Here is a 16,698-nt window from a genome sequence, read left to right on the forward strand (position 1 = left end):
AGTAATAAGGAGCACCCGACATGGCCGCGATCGTGCTTATCGGAGCCCAATGGGGCGACGAGGGCAAGGGGAAAGCCACCGACCTTCTCGGCGGGAAGCTCGACTGGGTCGTCCGCTACCAGGGCGGTAACAACGCCGGGCACACCGTCGTGCTGCCCTCCGGCGACACTTTCGCCCTGCACCTGATCCCGTCCGGCATCCTCACCCCCGGCGTCAAGAACGTCATCGGCAACGGTGTCGTCGTCGATCCGGGTGTGCTGTTGACCGAACTCGGCGGTCTCGAAGATCGCGACGTCGACACGACCGGCCTGCTGATCTCGGCCGACGCGCACCTGCTGATGCCCTACCACGTGGCGATCGACAAGGTCACCGAACGATTCCTGGGCAACAAGAAGATCGGCACCACCGGCCGCGGCATCGGTCCCTGCTACCAGGACAAGATCGCCCGCGTCGGCGTGCGGGTCGCCGACGTCCTCGACGAGAAGATCCTCAGCCAGAAGGTCGAGGCGGCGCTCGAACTCAAGAACCAGATCCTCGTCAAGATCTACAACCGCCGGGCGCTCGACCCGGCCGAGGTCGTCGATGAGGTCCTCACCCAGGCGGAGGGGTTCAAACACCGCATCGCCGACACCCGGCTGCTGCTCAACAAGGCGCTCGAAGCCGGCGAGACGATCCTGCTCGAAGGTTCGCAGGGCACCCTGCTCGACGTCGACCACGGCACCTACCCGTATGTGACGTCGTCGAACCCGACCGCGGGCGGCGCTGCCGTCGGCGCCGGTATCGGCCCGAACAAGATCACCACCGTGCTCGGCATCCTGAAGGCCTACACCACGCGCGTGGGATCGGGACCGTTCCCGACCGAACTGTTCGACGAGTGGGGTGAGTACCTCGCCAAGACCGGTGGCGAGGTCGGCGTGACCACCGGGCGCGCCCGGCGCTGTGGCTGGTTCGACGCCGTCATCGCGCGCTACGCCACCCGCGTCAACGGCATCACCGACTATTTCCTGACCAAACTCGACGTGTTGTCGAGTCTGGATCGGGTCCCGATCTGTGTCGCCTACGAGGTCGACGGAGAACGCGTCGAGGACATGCCGATGACGCAGACCGGATTCCACCACGCCAAGCCGATCTACGAGACGATGCCCGGCTGGTGGGAAGACATCTCCGAGTGCAAGACCTTCGAGGACCTACCGAAGAACGCCCAGGACTACATCCTCCGGCTCGAAGAGCTGTCGGGGGCCTACATCTCCTGCATCGGCGTCGGCCCCGGCCGCGAGCAGACGATCGTGCGTCGAGAGATCGCCTGATCCCCTCAGGTGTTCGTCTGCCGTGTTCGTCGGCTGCGCTCCAGCAGCTCAGCGGGCAGGGCGGTGAGCTTCAGGAAGCGACGGGCTTCGGCAGCCACGCACCGTGCAGACCCGCGGGTACGCGGATCGGGAGGTCGACGGTGGCCACCGGCCCGGACGACGGGTCGTCGGCCGCGAGCAGGTAGAACCGCGAGCGCATATCGGTGGGATCGGTACCGATCGCACCCCAGTGGTCGCGCTCTACGCCCGGGATGAAGATCGGCTCACCGATCGCGACGCCCGGACTCCAGAACTCCTCGGTGCCTGCGGCGAGATCGTGAAACCACAAGCTGTCGAGGGCGTCACGATCGTGCGGCCCTTTGGCGACCGTCGCGATCCGGCGATGATCGCGGGTGAGGAGACGGTCGTCTACGCGCGGGAACTCCATGTCGATCGCGTTGTCGCTGACGGCCGAACGGCTCACCGTGCCGTCGGGGTGCAGGACCGCCCGGGTCAGCGTCGATGCCGCGGGAGTCGGCTGATCGGCGAAGCCGCCGGGATATGTCCATTCGACGTAGTCGACCGTCACCCCGGTCCCGTCCGGATTGTCGAAGGCGTTGGCGAAGTGCCACACCCAGAAGGGGTCGGTGTGCAGCCAGCGCACGGGTGAACCGTCGCGGGGGATCAGCGCGATGCGCGTGCCGTCGTCGGGTCGCCAGCTCAGCAGGGAACCGCCGGTCATCGCGGCCTCGAGATCGAAGATCAGCGGACACACGAAGAGCACGATGTAGCTGGTGGTCAACGCCATGTCGTGGATCATCACCGGTTCGGTCAGACCGTCGACAGCGGTAGGTGTGCGGGTTGCGTGACCGTCCGCGTCGACGGTGGACCAGGTGAGGAACGGTGCCTCGAGGGTGTAGTTGAACAGCACCATCTCGCCGGTGGCCGGATCGATCTTCGGATGGGCGGTGCTGCCCACGCGCATCGCGCCGTCGCAGTCGGTCCGGGCGAGGGTGGCCAGACCGGCCGGATCGAGCAGATACGGCTGATCGGCCTCGGCCATCGCCATCAGTCGGCCGCCATGGCGGACGATGTTGATGTCGGGCAACTCGCGCGTGGTCCCGGCGAGCGGACCGGCCTCGGCTGCCGACGGGGTGTAGCCGTCGGTGATCCCCGACCAGATCGCGTGACCGGCGGCCTCCTCGGCGATCACCATGGGCGTCCGCACGAATCGGTTGCGGTAGGACACGCGCCCGTCGTCGAAACCGATCTCGTGCACCATGCCGTCACCGTCGATGGGGTAGACGAACGAGCCGATCGGGTCGAACCGCGGATTGGGCCCGTTGCGCAGGTAACTGCCACGCAGTCCGGCGGGAAGTTCCCCGGTCACCGGGAGTGTGTCGACGGTGGTCTCGGTCCGTTGCGGGGCGAACACGCCGCTGAGGAACTGCGCGTTGGCGAGGTCGACGGGTGCGGGGATGTGTGCGGTGGCCATGGCTTCTCCGAATCGGCGCACGCCCGTCACACGGCAGGTGACGCGGCATGGTGTCAGCGTAGAGGCGATGCATACGTCCCGATGGGTGTTGCGTCATGAGAAGCTGACTGCCATGCAACTCAGCCGGGGGAGTCGTGACTACGGTTCGATCCTGTTGGGGTCGGCCGACGAGAGTTCCGTCGTCCAGCGGGTACGGATCCAGACCCTGATGACCGCGTCGATCGTGGTGGCAAACCTGGTCGGGGCGTTGGTCGCGGTGGCCCTCGCAGCGGTCGGGATTCCGCAGCCGTCGGTGTTCCAGTCCGAGCTGTGGTGGGTCAACTTCATCGCGGTCCCGGTCTATATCGCGGTCGCCTTCGTCGTCGGGATCGGGTGGGGCACCGTCGTCATCACCCGCGACCTGCGCTGGGCCATTCGCGGTCTGCAACCCACCGAACGAGACGCCCGGCGGACGATGCGCGCGAGCTGGCGGCTGACGCGGATGCAGGGGTTGCTGTGGGGTGGCGCGACCGTCATGTTCACCCTGATGTACGGCATCGTCGATCCGGAGCTGATCCCGAAAACGCTGTTCGTGGTGGCCATGTCGGGTGTGGTCGTGGTCGCCATCTCACATCTGCTGATCGAGTTCACCCTGCGGCCGGTGGCCGCGGACCTGCTCAGCGCGGGCTATCGGCGGCGCAAACGCAGTGGGGTGCGGTCACGGTCGGTGGTGTCGTGGATCATCGGTTCGGCCATTCCGATCGTCGGCATCCTGCTCGTCGTCGGCTTCGGGTTGTCCAGAGCCGAGACCTCCAAACTCGACGTCTTCATCGGGGTCACCGTGCTCGGCCTGACCGCGCTGTTCACCGGACTGCTGCTCACCCTGCTGACGAGCCTGAGCATCACCGGACCCATCCGGAGCGTGCGCAGCGGCATGAATCGTGTTCGTGCGGGTGACCTGCAAGCCGACCTCGTCGTCTACGACGGCACCGAACTCGGCGATCTGCAGGTCGGTTTCAACACTATGGTCTCCGGACTGCGGGAACGCGAACACATGCGGGACGTGTTCGGTCGGCACGTCGGTCGGGACGTCGCCGCCGCGGCCCTGGCGTCCGATCCCGAACTCGGTGGCAGCGAACGCGTCGTCGCCACCATGTTCGTCGATGTCATCGGGTCGACCACGCTGGCCGCCCAGCGCACCCCGGCGCAGGTCGTGGAGATCCTCAACCGCTTCTTCGCGGTCATCGTGGCGGCCGTCGATGCCGAACGCGGGCTGGTGAACAAATTCGAGGGTGATGCGGTGCTGGCCATCTTCGGAGCGCCCATCGGTCTCGACGATCCGGCGGGTGCGGCGCTGTCGGCGGCCCGGCGGATCGCTGCCGAACTCGTCAACGAGGTGCCGGAGCTCAAGGCCGGTATCGGGGTCGGATACGGACCGGTCGTCGCCGGAAACGTCGGGGCCATCGAGCGGTTCGAATACACGGTGATCGGCGATCCGGTCAACGAGAGCGCCCGGCTGTCCGAACTGGCCAAACGCGACCCGCGCCGTCCGCTGGGGTCGGGGCGGGCGATCGATGCCGCTGCCGCGACGGAAGCGTCGTGCTGGGAGCAGCAGGAGACGGTCGAACTGCGCGGGCGGACCGCGACGACCGTCGTCTACGCGGCCGTCATAGATCCGCCGGACTGACGTCGCGACTCAGCTGTCGGCTGTCAGATGGCGGGTTCGGAGGAGACCAGTCGGCCGTCGGGACCCACGATGCTCAGACCGAGGTCGACGAAGAGCCGGTACGTGTAGCCGTTGTTGTAGGCCACGTAGTAGTAGTTCCCGCTGCCGTTCTCCTGTTGGTGGACCTCGGCGACCGGCAGGGTGATCGCGTTGCCGGTCTGCCGACCGACGCCGCGGTACTCGAACCGACCGTCGCCCTTCCACTGGCAGATCGTCGCCGCCGAGTTCGCGGTGATCACCGAGGTGACGTGGAACTGGCCGGGGCCGCAGGACGGTGCGCCGGTGTCGGCGTCGGCGTGGGCCGAGGCGAACAGGAGTCCGGCGCCTGCCGCGACGGTTGCGGCGAGAGTGGCCATGGAACGAATCAGTGTGGCGGTCATGGCGACAACGCTAAGGGCGGATCGTCGGCGCGAACATGGGGAGAAGTCCCCGGACATGGGCAGAACTCCCCTCGCCGTGATCGCGTGATCGCGGGCCCGAACTGCGTCAGGCTCCGTCCGGATCGGCCTGTGCCTCGGCGTGATCCAACTGGCGCAACGCCTTTCGTAGAACCTCGTCGTCGATGCGGCCGGCGTCGCGTTCGGCGACGAACACCGCGCGCTGGACCTTGAGGATCTCCATGCGCATTCGATGTCCGGCGGCGGTCGGGCTCTCCCCGATGGTCTCCGGTCCGCGGCCGAGTTCCTCCCACGCGACATTGCGCTGAGTCGTGACCCACTTGCGCAGGATCGCGACCTGTATCCGGCGGGGGTCGTCACGATCGGCGGCTTCCGCGTCGATCTCGGTCGCGTAGCGGTCGAGTAGCCGTTCGGATTCGCGGCTGGCGCGGTCCTGGGCGCCGGCGAAGGCGATGCGGTCCTCGGTGTCCTCGTTCCCCGCGACACCGAAGAAGCGGATGAACCAGCCCAGCGTGGTGCCCTGGATGAGCAGGGTTCCGACGACGACCACGAACGTGACGAACAGGATCTCGGGACGGGCAGGGAAGGGGGATCCGTCCTCGACGGTGACCGGGATCGCGAAGGCCGCCGCCAGTGAGACCACGCCGCGCATGCCGGCCCAGCCGACGATGAAGACCCAACTCGGCTTCGGGGCCTGTTCGCGTTCCCGGATCCGCCGCGACAGCAGCCGGGGCAGATAGGTCGCCGGATAGATCCAGACGAACCGCACGCCGATGGTGACCGCCAGGATGACCACCGCGTCGACGGCGATGTGCAGCCAGGATTCGCCGGAGAGCCCGCGGACCAGGGCAGGCATCTGCAGGCCGATCAGCAGGAAGACGAAGGCCTCCAGAATGGCGTCGATGGACTTTCGGACCGCGTCGTCCTGCAGACGCGTGGCGTAGCCGAGGCGAATCGAGCGGGTGCCGAGAAACAGGCCCGCCGTCACCACCGCGATCACCCCCGACGCCTCGACTTCCTCGGCGAGGAAGTAGGTGCCGAAGGACACCATGATCCCGATCGCCGTCTCCATCGGCGGATCGTCGAGCCAGGTGCGGACCCAGGACACCGCATAGCCGACCACCAGTCCGACGACGAGTCCGCCGAGTGCTGCGGCCAGGAAGGTGACCAGACCCTCGGTCAGACTCGCGGTGGTCCCGATCGCCGCGGCGAGGGCGATGCGGTACGCGGTCAGGGCGGTGGCGTCGTTGAGCAGGCTCTCGCCGCCGAGGAGCGTCATAATGCGTCGGGGCAGACCGAGGCGACGGCCGATGGCCTGCGCGGATACCGCATCCGGCGGCGCCACGACCGCACCGAGTACCAGCGCGGCGGCGAGTGGGATTCCCGGCACCACCCAGTAGGCGACCAAGCCGATCACGACCGCCGATGCCAGCGGCAGCCCGATCGCCAGCAGGCCGATCGCCCGACGATTGGCGCGGATGGCGCCGTAGGAGCTGTCCTGGGCGGCCGAGTACAGCAGCGGCGGCAGGATCAGGAACAGCACCAGGTCCGGATCGAGATCGACATCGCCGAACCCGGGGATCCAGCCGACGGCCAGTCCGACGACGACCAGGATCAACGGTGCCGACAGTCCGAATCGACGACAGACGGCTGCGATGGCGACGGCCGCGATGGCGACCAGCAGCAACGGGGCACTCACCCGCACGACCCTATGCGTCCGCGCGGATTACCGAAGGCGGTGGCGAGGTGTCGCCGAGCGGCCGCACGGACCGCCGCCGACGCGGATAATGGCGACGTGCAGATCTTTCGCAGGAATCGAGCAGACCGGGCCGGTCGTGAGCGCGGGTCGACCCCGACCAGCTGCCCAGAACTGGCCGCGATCGGTGTCGATCCGTCGGCGGATCCCGAACCGGGCGCGCAGAGATGCTGTGAGGACTGCGTCGCGATGGGTGAGCATCACTGGGCGCACCTGCGCAAATGCCTGGTCTGCGGGCATGTCTCGTGTTGCGATTCGAGTCCGCGACGGCACGCGACCGCGCATTTCGAGGCGACGGGACATCCGGTGATGCGCTCGGCCGAACCGGGGGAGTCCTGGCGCTGGTGCTATATCCATGAGGCGATGGGCTGAGCCCGGCAGTCGGCAGACGACGGGTGCGGACAGAGACATGGCGACCGACGTCGGCCGGTCGTCGGCGGCGGGAAAGTAGGATTTGAGGATGACCTCGAACAGCGAGCGCGACGGCAACCCCGAGGAGCCCACCCGTCTCGTCGGACCACCCGACATCATCGGTACGCCGCTGAGTCCGACAGCCACCAAGGTGATGCTGCTCGGCGCCGGTGAACTGGGCAAGGAGGTGGTGATCGCCTTCCAGCGCCTGGGCGTGGAGGTGGTGGCCGTCGATCGGTACGAGAATGCCCCCGGCCATCAGGTCGCCCACCACGCCGAGGTCATCGACATGACCGACCGCGACGCGGTGCTGGCCGTCATCGACAAGCACCGGCCCGCTTACGTGGTGCCCGAGATCGAGGCGATCGCCACCGACGCCCTCGCCGACGCCGAGCGTCGCGGCCTGACCGAGGTCGTCCCGACGGCCGCGGCGGTCGTCGCAACGATGAACCGGGAGGGCATCCGCAGGCTGGCCGACGAGGAGCTGGGCCTGCCGACCTCGCCCTACCTGTTTGCCGACACCCTCGACGAACTGCGGGTGGCCGCCGAGCAGGTCGGTTTCCCGTGTGTGGTGAAACCGGTCATGTCGTCGTCGGGCAAGGGGCAGACGATCCTGCAGGGCCCCGACGACGTTGATGCCGCCTGGGAGACCGCGTCGACCGGCGGGCGGGTGGCTAGCGAGCGGGTCATCGTCGAGGGGTTCATCGAATTCGACTACGAAATCACTCTGCTGACCGTCCGAGCCGTCGATCCCGCCTCGGGCCGCGTCGTCACCCATTTCTGCGCGCCGATCGGGCATCGGCAGATCAACGGCGACTATGTGGAGAGCTGGCAGCCGCAGGAGATGAGCGCCGATGCGCTGGCCTCGGCGACCTCCATCGCAGCTCGTGTCGCCACCGGCCTGGGTGACGGCAACCTCGGTGGCCGTGGTGTTTTCGGTGTCGAACTGTTCATCAAGGGCGACGACGTCTACTTCTCCGAGGTGAGCCCGCGACCACATGACACCGGCCTGGTCACCATGGCGACGCAGCGGCTGAGCGAATTCGAGATGCATGCGCGGGCGATCCTTGGCCTGCCCGTCGACGTCACCCTGGCGTCGCCGGGTGCGTCGGCGGTGATCTACGGGCAGCTCGACGAACCGGCCATCGGCTTCGAGGACGTGGCTTCGGCGCTGACGGTGCCGGAGACCGACATCCGGCTGTTCGGTAAGCCGGAGAGCTTTCACCGTCGTCGGATGGGTGTCGTCACCGCGACCGCCGACGATGTGCCCGCGGCCCGCGAACGTGCGGTGCGTGCGGCCTCGATCGTCTCGCCGGTGTCGGGGCGCGTGGCGCAACGGCGCATCCCGGCACCCGTGCTGCCACCAGCCGCCCCGCCGATGCCGCCCCGACGGCCGGGGCCGCCGCCGCGTCCGGTGGGGCCACCGCCGTTCGCCGGTCCCGGTCCGCGGCCCGGCCCGCCGCCGGGGATGGGGCGTCCCGGCCCAGCACCCCGTCCCGATGCGCCCCGTCCCGATGCGCCGCGGGCGGGTGGGCCGCTGCCGCCACGTCCCGGACGTCCGGGACCAGCGCCGACCGGAGGTCCGGGGCGCCCGCCCCAGCCGGGCCCGTCGTCGCGGCCGGGCACACCGCGGGCCCCGGGAGCGGGAGGACAGCCGAAGGCGCCGGACGCCGCTGATCGTGCGCAGTCGGAGTGGTCCCAGCCGTCGCCGCCGCGCGAGGTCCCGGCACCAGAACCTCGGATCCCCGACCTGCACGACGACGCCGTGGTGGACGCGACGACCGAGATGATCGACGCGTCCGGGCCACGTCCGTCCCGCGCGGGGGCCGAGTGACCGCAACCGCACCCATGTCGGTGCGCGAAACGGTCGGCTGACCTTCGCCGTGCCGCTCTATGGCGAGTTGATCGTCGCGCTGGCGATCGGGGTGGGTCTGCTGGGCATCGTCATCCCGGTGTTGCCGGGAAGTCTGGTCGTCGGGGTGGCCATCGGGGTGTGGGCGGCGATCGTGGGCGGTGCGGGATGGGCGGTGTTCGCGGCGGCGGCAGCCGTCATCGTGATCGGTGAGGTGGTCAAATACTTCGCAGCCGGACGTTCGTTGCGTGCCGGTGGGGTCCCCGGTACGACGATCATCGTCGGCGGTGTGGTCGGCATCGTGGGGTTCTTCGTAGTGCCCGTGATCGGTCTGTTCCTCGGGTTTCTGCTGGGTGCGGCCGTCACCGAACTCATTCGCACCCGCCATCCACGGCCGGCCTGGCGCGGGGCGGTGGCCGCGTGCAAAGCGGCGGCCATCACGATGGGTATCGAACTGTTGGCGGCGCTGCTCGCCACCGCGATCTGGCTGGCCGGAGCGTTCGTTCTCTGACCGGTGAGGCGTCGATCGGGTAACGACAGTGCAGAACATTCTGGGATTCGTCTGTGCGGTGCGTAACGATTCCTGGTGGGCTCACCGATAGTCCTTGTGTCGACGATCACTATCGTGGCCCGCGTATTCACGTCAGTGGATGGAAGACGGTGGACTTCACCGGGATTCCGAGCGCGGGGCGGATCGTCGGCCTTCATCGAACGAGGTGGCGGCACCCCGCCGACGAACGGAACGAGGAGATCACCGAATGAAGATTGCACTCAAACGAGCCGGCGCCGCAGTGCTGGCAACCGTGGGCATCGCCGCGGGCTCGCTTGCCGCGACCACACCGGCCCAGGCCGCTATCCCGGGTGATCTGCAGATCACCGGCAACGTCGAATGCCACTTCGGTCAGTGGGGCCAGCCCTGGAACCAGGCCTGGTACATGTACCGCTGGATGACCGTGCGCAATGTCGGCGGCACCACGATCCACAATGTGACCCTGACCGAGATCAACGGCAACCAGGTCTACATCAAGGAACTCAAGCCCGGCCAGAGCATGTCCAAGTGGAACGCCAAGCAGAACCGCTGGGTGCGTCCGATCGAGACCCGCTGGTTCGGTTGCTTCCCGAGTTCGATCTCCGGATTCACCGTCGGAGCCGAGGCCGAGAACCTGACCAACAACTTCGGTTACTGGCAGAACTGGCGACGCATCGACAACCCCTGATCCACGCCCCGGGGACGGGTGCGGTTCGGGGAGGACGCCCCCGCAACCGCACCCGTCGTCCGGGCCACGAAGAAGAGCGGCGACCGTGATAATCCGGTCGCCGCTCTTGTGTTCGTCAGTTGTGTCAGGCGCTGGGCGGGGACACCTTGTGCGGCTCGGATGCGGCCAGCATGTCCTCACGCTCGACGACCTTGATCCGGTCGCGGCCCTCGGCGGCACCCAGTGCGCGCTCGTGCTCGTCGAGGCGGTACCAGCCGTCCCACGTGGTGAACGGGATGCTGCGGCTCTCCAGCAGTTCGATGATCTCGTCCTCGCCCGGATGCTCCGGGTTCAGCAGGGCGCCGTTGGTCATGTCCTCGATGATGCAGTCGACCGTCTCGTTGGCGTCACCCTTGGTGTGGCCGATCAGGCCGACCGGGCCACGCTTGACCCAACCCGTGGTGTAGATACCGGTCAGATGCCGGCCCTCGTCGAAGACGCGTCCGGCCTCATTGGGGATGACGCCGGCCTGCTGGTCGAACGGGATCTGCGGCAGGTTGTCCGACAAGTAGCCCACCGCGCGGTACACGGCGCCGATCTCCCAGTCGGTGAACTTGCCGGTCGACTTCACGTTGCCGGTGCCGTCGAGTTCGGTGCGCTCGGTCCGCAGTCCGACGACCTTGCCGTCCTCGCCGAGGATCTCGGTCGGGCTCTCGAAGAAGTGCAGGAACAGCTTGTGGATCGCACCCTGCTTGGGCTCGCGGATCGCGTAGTTCTCGATGATCGTCGCGACCTGGTCGGTGATCTTGGAACTGCGTCGTGCGACGGCCGAACCCTCGTCGTATTCGATGTCCTCGGGATTGACGACGACCTCGATATTGGGCGAGTGGTCGAGTTCCTTGAGCTCGAGCGGGGTGAACTTCGCCTGTGCGGGTCCGCGACGTCCGAAGACGTGCACCTCGATGGCCTTGTTCGCCTTGAGTCCCTGGTAGACGTTGGCTGGGATCTCGGTCGGCAGCAGTTCGTCGCCCGTCTTGGCGAGCACGCGCGCGACGTCGAGCGCCACGTTGCCGACGCCGATCACGGCGACCTTCTCCTGCTCCAGCGGCCAGGTGCGCGGGAAGTCGGGGTGCCCGTCGTACCAGGCGACGAACTGTCCGGCGCCGTAGCTGCCGTCCAGGTCGACGCCGGGGATGTCGAGAGCGCGGTCATCGGTGGCCCCGGTGGAGAAGATCATCGCGTCGTAGTGACGCCGCAGGTCATCGAGGGTGATGTCAGTGCCGTAGTCGATGTTGCCGAGCAGGCGGACCTGCGGCTTGTCGAGGACCTTGTGCAGCGCGGTGATGATGCCCTTGATGCGCGGATGGTCGGGGGCCACGCCGTAACGGATCAGTCCGAACGGGGCAGGCATACGCTCGTAGAGATCGATGCTGACGCCACGATCCTTGGCGGTGTCGGACTTCATCAACGCATCAGCGGCGTAGATCCCGGCGGGACCCGCACCGACGATGGCAACCCGGAGGGGTCGGCTGTTGTCGCTCATAGAGTTAGGCGCTTTCCGTGACTCTGGCTTTCGCGGCGCTGGCCGGTTCAGACCGGGAAGTCCCGGCCAGGTCAGCGCTGATGGGTATGGCGTATCCCTTCTACGGTAGGCGTTGCGCGCCCGCCACCAAAATCTAGGGTGAGGGTTGCCTCACTTGTCGTGGTCAGCCCAGGTACGCCCGCCCCGGGCCAGCTCGGGTGCCGGGCCGCCGATAGAATCGCGTCCCATGGCCAAGAGTGCGAAGCGGCGTCCGCAAGGCGCCTCGTCCCCGCGCGTCGGCTCGTCGAAGAACACCGCACCCCAGAACACCGCACCGACGGGATCGGATCCGGAATCGTCGGCGGAGCCGGGCGCACCACGTGACTGGAAGGCGGCCTGGCCGTTCCTGGCGGCGGTCGTCGTCATCGTGCTGGCCGTCGGCGGATTGGGCATCTCCTATCTGATGCGGCCGCCGGAGGAACGGGTCAGCGAGGACGCCAAAGTGCAGTGGGCCATCAACGGCCAGTACACCGCGCGCAACGGACCGGACTACGCGTCGTACCGCGAACACACCTGCGCCAAGGACCTGGCGGACCCCGAATTCGTGACCGAAGCGGCCTTCGTGGCCGACAACCAGCGGTCGCTGGACACCAACGGGCCGATCCAGATCCCGGAGATCACCGACCTGGTGGTGACCGGTGATCGTGCCACCGCAGACGTACATTGGCATTTCAAGAACAGCTCGGACAACACCCAGATCGTGCCGACGATCGTGGTCCGGGAGGACGGCGACTGGAAGGTGTGCACGTCGTGACTTACGCGGGAGATCTGACACCACGTCAAGCGTGGGAGAAGCTGGAGAACGATCCGGCCGTGGTCCTCGTGGACTGTCGTACCCAGGCGGAGTGGTCTTTCGTCGGAGTGCCCGATCTGGAGGTGCTGGGCAAGCGGACGATCTTCGTCGAGTGGACGACGTTCCCGTCGGGCCAGCCGAACGCCGCCTTCGTCGACCAATTGCGCGAGGCGGGCATCACCGACGACAACGAGGTCGTGTTCATCTGCCGGTCGGGCCATCGTTCGATCGGTGCGGCGCAGGCGGCCACCGCCGACGGGGTGCGCGCGGCCTACAACGTCCTCGACGGATTCGAAGGTGCGCTCGACGAGAACGACCACCGAGGGCGCACCGGATGGCGTGCCGAGAATCTGCCGTGGCGTCAGTCCTGATGAGTGTGGTCCCGGTGAGCTTGATGGTCATGAATCATGTCGAATCCCGCGCGGACATCCTGCGCGCGGCTGTGAGCGGTTGGGGAGTTCTGTGAGTGGTTGGGGAGTTCTGTGAGTGATCGGCTGCCGGACGACGTCTCGGCGCAGACCTTGGCGGTGCGCGGTGGTTTGGCGCGTTCGGGATTCTTCGAAACCTCCGAGGCGATGTATCTGACCAGCGGTTACGTCTACGACTCGGCGGAAGCCGCCGAACGTGCGTTCACCGGTGAGGACGAGCGCTTCGTCTACTCCCGCTACGGCAACCCGACGGTCGCCATGTTCCAGGAGCGGCTGCGGCTGCTCGACGGTGCCGAGGCATGTTTCGCCACCGCCAGCGGAATGGCCGCAGTATTCGTGGCGCTCGGCGCACTCCTCAAGGCCGGTGACCGGCTGGTCGCCGCGCGCAGCCTGTTCGGCTCCTGCTTCGTGGTCTGCAACGAGATCCTGCCCCGCTGGGGCGTCGAGACCGTCTTCGTCGACGGCGAGGACCTCGATCAGTGGGAAGAGGCGCTGTCCACACCCACCACCGCCGTGTTTTTCGAAACCCCGTCGAATCCGATGCAGGTGCTCGTCGACGTCGCCAAGGTGACCGAACTCGCCCACGCGGCCGGCGCGAAGGTGGTGCTCGATAACGTCTTCGCGACGCCGCTGCTGCAGCGCGGGATGGACCTCGGTGCGGACGTCATCGTCTACTCGGCGACCAAACACATCGACGGCCAGGGCCGCGTGATGGGTGGTGCGGTTCTCGGCAGCAAGGAGTACATCGAGGGGCCGGTGCAGCAACTGATGCGGCACACCGGTCCGGCGATGAGCCCATTCAATGCGTGGACCCTGGTCAAGGGGCTGGAGACGATGCAGCTGCGGCTCGACGCGTCGGTGTCGTCGGCGTTGCGGATCGCGGAGTTCCTGGAGGCCGACCCGCGCGTGCGGTGGGTGAAGTACCCGTTCCTGACCTCACATCCGCAGTACGAACTGGCACGCAGCCAGATGTCCGGTGGCGGCACCGTGGTCACCTTCGAACTCAACGATCGGGCAGGCATCGACGGCAAGGCGCGCGCCTTCGAGGTACTCAACGGCCTGCGGGTCATCGACATCTCCAACAACCTCGGCGACTCGAAGTCGCTGATCACCCATCCGGCGACCACCACCCACCGTGCGATGGGGCCGGACGGCCGCGCCGCGATCGGGCTCACCGACGCCGCGGTTCGCCTGTCGGTCGGGCTGGAAGGCATCGACGACCTGCTCACCGACCTCGATCGCGCGCTCGGCTGAACCCGAACGTCGGGCCCCGACTGTCAGATGATTCGTCGGGCCCCGACTGTCAGATGATCCGTCGGGCCCCGACATAGACCTTGCCGCCGACGGTGACGACATCGGCCACCTCATCGGCCAGCGGCATCGTCCATAGCGGTGCGGCCGCCGACGGTCCGAGGGCGGCGAGGGTCGCATTGCCGTCCTTCTCGTCGGCGACGAGGATCCGAAAACCGTCGGTCGCGATGATGCGCAGATGCGGTCCGTAATCGTCACCGGCGTCGAAGCCGCCCGTATACGCGTTCGCGACCGCGTTGTACGGGTTGCCGGCATCCCGCGACGACGCCATCAGCGCGGTGCCGGTGGCACTCACCCCGACCGGCTGCGCGGCATCCCCGTTGAGTCCGCGCACCCACAGCACGGCACCGGTCCGCGGATTCATCGTCGCCACCTCGACGCGCGGGATGGTCTCCGACAGTGGCGGTGCCTGCCGGTACAGCAGGGGCACGCTCGGCGCGACCGGCTGATCGTCGCCGAGGCGAGCCGGATGCCAACCCGCCGGGAGCTCTGCGGTGCGGGTGCCGTCGTCGAGGTAGAAGGCCGAGTCGCCGACGACGAATCCGCCGACAAAGGGCAACCAGCGGGTCGGTGCGAACGGATTGTCGCGGCCGATGCTCACCACGACCTTGCCGTCGACGTCCCGGCGGAAGTCGGTGCCGTCTCGGGTGAGCGGGTCGTCGGTGCGGGCGACGCTGATCGGCGTCACGCCCGCACCGGCCACCAGATCGGCCGAACCGGCGCTCGAGACGGACAGCCACGGGGTGGCCCGCCAGCGTTCGGTGCCGCGTGCGTCGAGACTGACGACGACGGTCTGCGATGACTTCGCAGGCATGATCGCCTCGGCCCAGAAGCCGTCCGAGGCGGGCGTGATGTTGTGTCCGGCGAACTTGCCGGTGCGTTCGGCGCGTTCGAGGTCGACGAAGACGATGCCGGTGCCGGGCAGTTCGCAGGCGGCAAACGCGCCGGTGCGATCGCTCGCGCATCGGGTCACGGTGCCGTTGCGGTTCTGGGTGAGCACCACCGAACGGATGGTCCGTCCATCGGCCGCGCCGAGGATGTCGAGGATGACGTCGCGGCCACTCACCCGTGCGGCGAAGGCATACCGCGCGTTACCGCCGACGATCGGATTGTTGTCGGTGTACGAGCCGCGTGGCGCGGTATATGTCCAGAGCGGTTGTGCCGGTTTGGTTTCCAACGACGAGACGAGCAGCGTCGTCGGGGTGCGAGGCAAGCCGGCACCCGGATCGGCGGGAGCGCCGCCCGCGGTCTCGTCGTCGCCGCCGGTGACGAGTACGACGGTGGTCACCACGATCACGATCACCGCGATGATCGCGGCGATGATCAACACCCGACGACGATCGGCGAACGGGGCCCGCCAGTCATAGGTGATACGCGGCTCCGGCGCGCGGCCCCGCGGGGCGCCCGCCATACCGCCGGTTGCGCCCCGCCCGGAGCCACCGGCGGCCGGGAACGGCGGCGAGGTGGGATTGATCGGACCACTGCGCTGAATCGGACCACTGCGCTGAATCGGACCACTGGCCTGAATCGGACCACTGGCCTGCATCGGTCGGCCGCTCGGGATCGGTCCGGTGCCGCGTGGGGCCGCCGGGGCCCGGCGCGCGCCGGTGGTGACCGGCGGCCGGGACAGCGCGGCGTCGAGCGCGGCGGCGAAGGCGGTGCTGCTCGGGTAACGCCCGGCCGGATCCTTCGTGGTGGCCCGAGCGAGAACGGTATCCACCTCGGGGGACAGATCGGGGCGGCGCGCGCGGACGCTGGGCAGCGGGTCGTGCAGATGGGCGGTGATCGCGGCGACACCTGTCTGCGGGTGGAACGGGGGGCGGCCGGTGAGCATCGCGAACGCGGTACAGGCCAGCGAGTACTGGTCCGAGCGTGCGTCGAGGTCCAAGCCGCGCAACTGTTCCGGGGAGGCGTAGTCGAGGGTGCCGATCGCGGTTCCGTTGGCGGTGAGGCCGGTGTCCTCGGTTCCGGTCCGGGCGATACCGAAGTCGGTGAGCAGGATGTGGCCGTCGTTGGACAGCAGGATGTTGGCGGGTTTGACGTCGCGGTGGACCAGCCCGACGCGTCCGGCGTAGTCGAGTGCGTCGGCGATCGTGGTGATGATCTTCGCGGTACTCGACCCGGCCAGTGGCCCGTTGTCGCGCAATGTCACCGAGACGTCGGTGCCGTCGACCAGTGCCAGTGCGATCCACAGGTGACCGTCTTCTTCGCCGCGGTCGTAGACGGCGACGATCGCGGGGTGGGTCAGCGATGCCGCGAGGTCGGCCTCGCGCTCGAAACGCTTGCGGAAGGTCTCGTCGTTCGCATATTGCGCGGAGAGCACCTTGAGGGCTTCGGAGCGGGGCAGCCGCGGATGGCGGGCGGCGTAGACCTCACCCATGCCACCGACGCCGAGCAGGCGTTCGATGGTGTATCCGGCGAATGCCGAACCCGCTTCCAGCACGTCAGATTCCCCCTTGTAAGTCCGGGTCAATCTACCTGAGCG

General features: G+C 67.8%; 14 protein-coding genes. 9 read left to right on the forward strand and 5 right to left on the reverse strand.

Annotated features, from left to right (window positions below):
* The first annotated feature begins 20 nt into the window (after positions 1-20).
* Entirely contained in the window at positions 21-1,307 is a 1,287-nt protein-coding gene (locus QSJ18_RS17640; protein ID WP_286327937.1) for an adenylosuccinate synthase, read from the forward strand.
* Positions 1,308-1,377: 70 nt separating this feature from the next.
* Here the strand turns inward: QSJ18_RS17640 and QSJ18_RS17645 are convergent, their stop codons facing one another.
* Positions 1,378-2,781 carry a carotenoid oxygenase family protein gene (locus QSJ18_RS17645; protein ID WP_286327938.1) on the reverse strand — a complete coding sequence of 468 codons (1,404 nt, stop codon included), beginning with the start codon at positions 2,779-2,781 and terminating at the stop codon, positions 1,378-1,380.
* Positions 2,782-2,893: 112 nt separating this feature from the next.
* Between QSJ18_RS17645 and QSJ18_RS17650 the strand changes: the two genes are divergently transcribed.
* Positions 2,894-4,447: an adenylate/guanylate cyclase domain-containing protein gene (locus QSJ18_RS17650; protein WP_286327975.1), complete on the forward strand. Its 1,554-nt coding sequence runs from the start codon at positions 2,894-2,896 to the stop codon at positions 4,445-4,447.
* 23 nt (positions 4,448-4,470) lie between these two features.
* Here the strand turns inward: QSJ18_RS17650 and QSJ18_RS17655 are convergent, their stop codons facing one another.
* Together QSJ18_RS17655 and QSJ18_RS17660 are read right to left on the reverse strand one after the other, a co-directional pair.
* Positions 4,471-4,866, reverse strand: coding sequence for a hypothetical protein (locus tag QSJ18_RS17655; protein ID WP_286327939.1), 396 nt, complete (start codon positions 4,864-4,866; stop codon positions 4,471-4,473).
* A 106-nt stretch (positions 4,867-4,972) separates the two neighbouring features.
* Positions 4,973-6,583, reverse strand: coding sequence for a Na+/H+ antiporter (locus tag QSJ18_RS17660; protein WP_286327940.1), 1,611 nt, complete (start codon positions 6,581-6,583; stop codon positions 4,973-4,975).
* 96 nt (positions 6,584-6,679) lie between these two features.
* Between QSJ18_RS17660 and QSJ18_RS17665 the strand changes: the two genes are divergently transcribed.
* From QSJ18_RS17665 to QSJ18_RS17680, 4 genes are all read left to right on the forward strand, one after another.
* A complete protein-coding gene (locus QSJ18_RS17665) occupies positions 6,680-7,012 on the forward strand; it encodes a UBP-type zinc finger domain-containing protein (RefSeq protein ID WP_286327941.1) in 333 nt (110 codons plus the stop codon).
* An 88-nt stretch (positions 7,013-7,100) separates the two neighbouring features.
* Positions 7,101-8,885: a formate-dependent phosphoribosylglycinamide formyltransferase gene (gene purT, locus QSJ18_RS17670; protein ID WP_286327942.1), complete on the forward strand. Its 1,785-nt coding sequence runs from the start codon at positions 7,101-7,103 to the stop codon at positions 8,883-8,885.
* 49 nt (positions 8,886-8,934) lie between these two features.
* Entirely contained in the window at positions 8,935-9,414 is a 480-nt protein-coding gene (locus tag QSJ18_RS17675) for a DUF456 family protein (RefSeq protein WP_286327943.1), read from the forward strand.
* A 247-nt stretch (positions 9,415-9,661) separates the two neighbouring features.
* Positions 9,662-10,120 (forward strand): hypothetical protein, encoded by a 459-nt coding sequence (locus QSJ18_RS17680; protein ID WP_286327944.1) that lies wholly within the window; start codon positions 9,662-9,664, stop codon positions 10,118-10,120.
* Between the two features lie 124 nt (positions 10,121-10,244).
* On the opposite strand, the gene QSJ18_RS17685 is transcribed toward QSJ18_RS17680, so the two are convergent.
* Positions 10,245-11,642 (reverse strand): FAD-dependent oxidoreductase, encoded by a 1,398-nt coding sequence (locus QSJ18_RS17685; protein WP_286327945.1) that lies wholly within the window; start codon positions 11,640-11,642, stop codon positions 10,245-10,247.
* A 226-nt stretch (positions 11,643-11,868) separates the two neighbouring features.
* Between QSJ18_RS17685 and QSJ18_RS17690 the strand changes: the two genes are divergently transcribed.
* From QSJ18_RS17690 to QSJ18_RS17700, 3 genes are all read left to right on the forward strand, one after another.
* A complete protein-coding gene (locus tag QSJ18_RS17690) occupies positions 11,869-12,435 on the forward strand; it encodes an Rv0361 family membrane protein (RefSeq protein WP_286327946.1) in 567 nt (188 codons plus the stop codon).
* Entirely contained in the window at positions 12,432-12,845 is a 414-nt protein-coding gene (locus QSJ18_RS17695) for a rhodanese-like domain-containing protein (protein ID WP_286327947.1), read from the forward strand. The genes QSJ18_RS17690 and QSJ18_RS17695 overlap by 4 nt, the downstream gene beginning before the upstream one ends.
* A 111-nt stretch (positions 12,846-12,956) precedes the next feature.
* Positions 12,957-14,156 carry an O-succinylhomoserine sulfhydrylase gene (locus QSJ18_RS17700; protein WP_286327948.1) on the forward strand — a complete coding sequence of 400 codons (1,200 nt, stop codon included), beginning with the start codon at positions 12,957-12,959 and terminating at the stop codon, positions 14,154-14,156.
* A 49-nt stretch (positions 14,157-14,205) separates the two neighbouring features.
* Here the strand turns inward: QSJ18_RS17700 and QSJ18_RS17705 are convergent, their stop codons facing one another.
* Entirely contained in the window at positions 14,206-16,656 is a 2,451-nt protein-coding gene (locus QSJ18_RS17705) for a serine/threonine-protein kinase (RefSeq protein WP_286327949.1), read from the reverse strand.
* Positions 16,657-16,698: the final 42 nt, after the last annotated feature.

Origin of the sequence: Gordonia heveisoli, assembly GCF_030315745.1 — a bacterium.
In the GTDB taxonomy this organism is placed as follows: Bacteria; Actinomycetota; Actinomycetes; order Mycobacteriales; family Mycobacteriaceae; genus Gordonia.

Coding starts and splice junctions, on each gene's coding strand:
- QSJ18_RS17640 (WP_286327937.1), top strand. CDS start 21: ATGGCCGCGATCGTGCTTATCGGAGCCCAATGGGGCGACGAGGGCAAG.
- QSJ18_RS17645 (WP_286327938.1), bottom strand. CDS start 2,781: ATGGCCACCGCACACATCCCCGCACCCGTCGACCTCGCCAACGCGCAG.
- QSJ18_RS17650 (WP_286327975.1), top strand. CDS start 2,894: ATGCAACTCAGCCGGGGGAGTCGTGACTACGGTTCGATCCTGTTGGGG.
- QSJ18_RS17655 (WP_286327939.1), bottom strand. CDS start 4,866: ATGACCGCCACACTGATTCGTTCCATGGCCACTCTCGCCGCAACCGTC.
- purT (WP_286327942.1), top strand. CDS start 7,101: ATGACCTCGAACAGCGAGCGCGACGGCAACCCCGAGGAGCCCACCCGT.
- QSJ18_RS17680 (WP_286327944.1), top strand. CDS start 9,662: ATGAAGATTGCACTCAAACGAGCCGGCGCCGCAGTGCTGGCAACCGTG.
- QSJ18_RS17685 (WP_286327945.1), bottom strand. CDS start 11,642: ATGAGCGACAACAGCCGACCCCTCCGGGTTGCCATCGTCGGTGCGGGT.
- QSJ18_RS17690 (WP_286327946.1), top strand. CDS start 11,869: ATGGCCAAGAGTGCGAAGCGGCGTCCGCAAGGCGCCTCGTCCCCGCGC.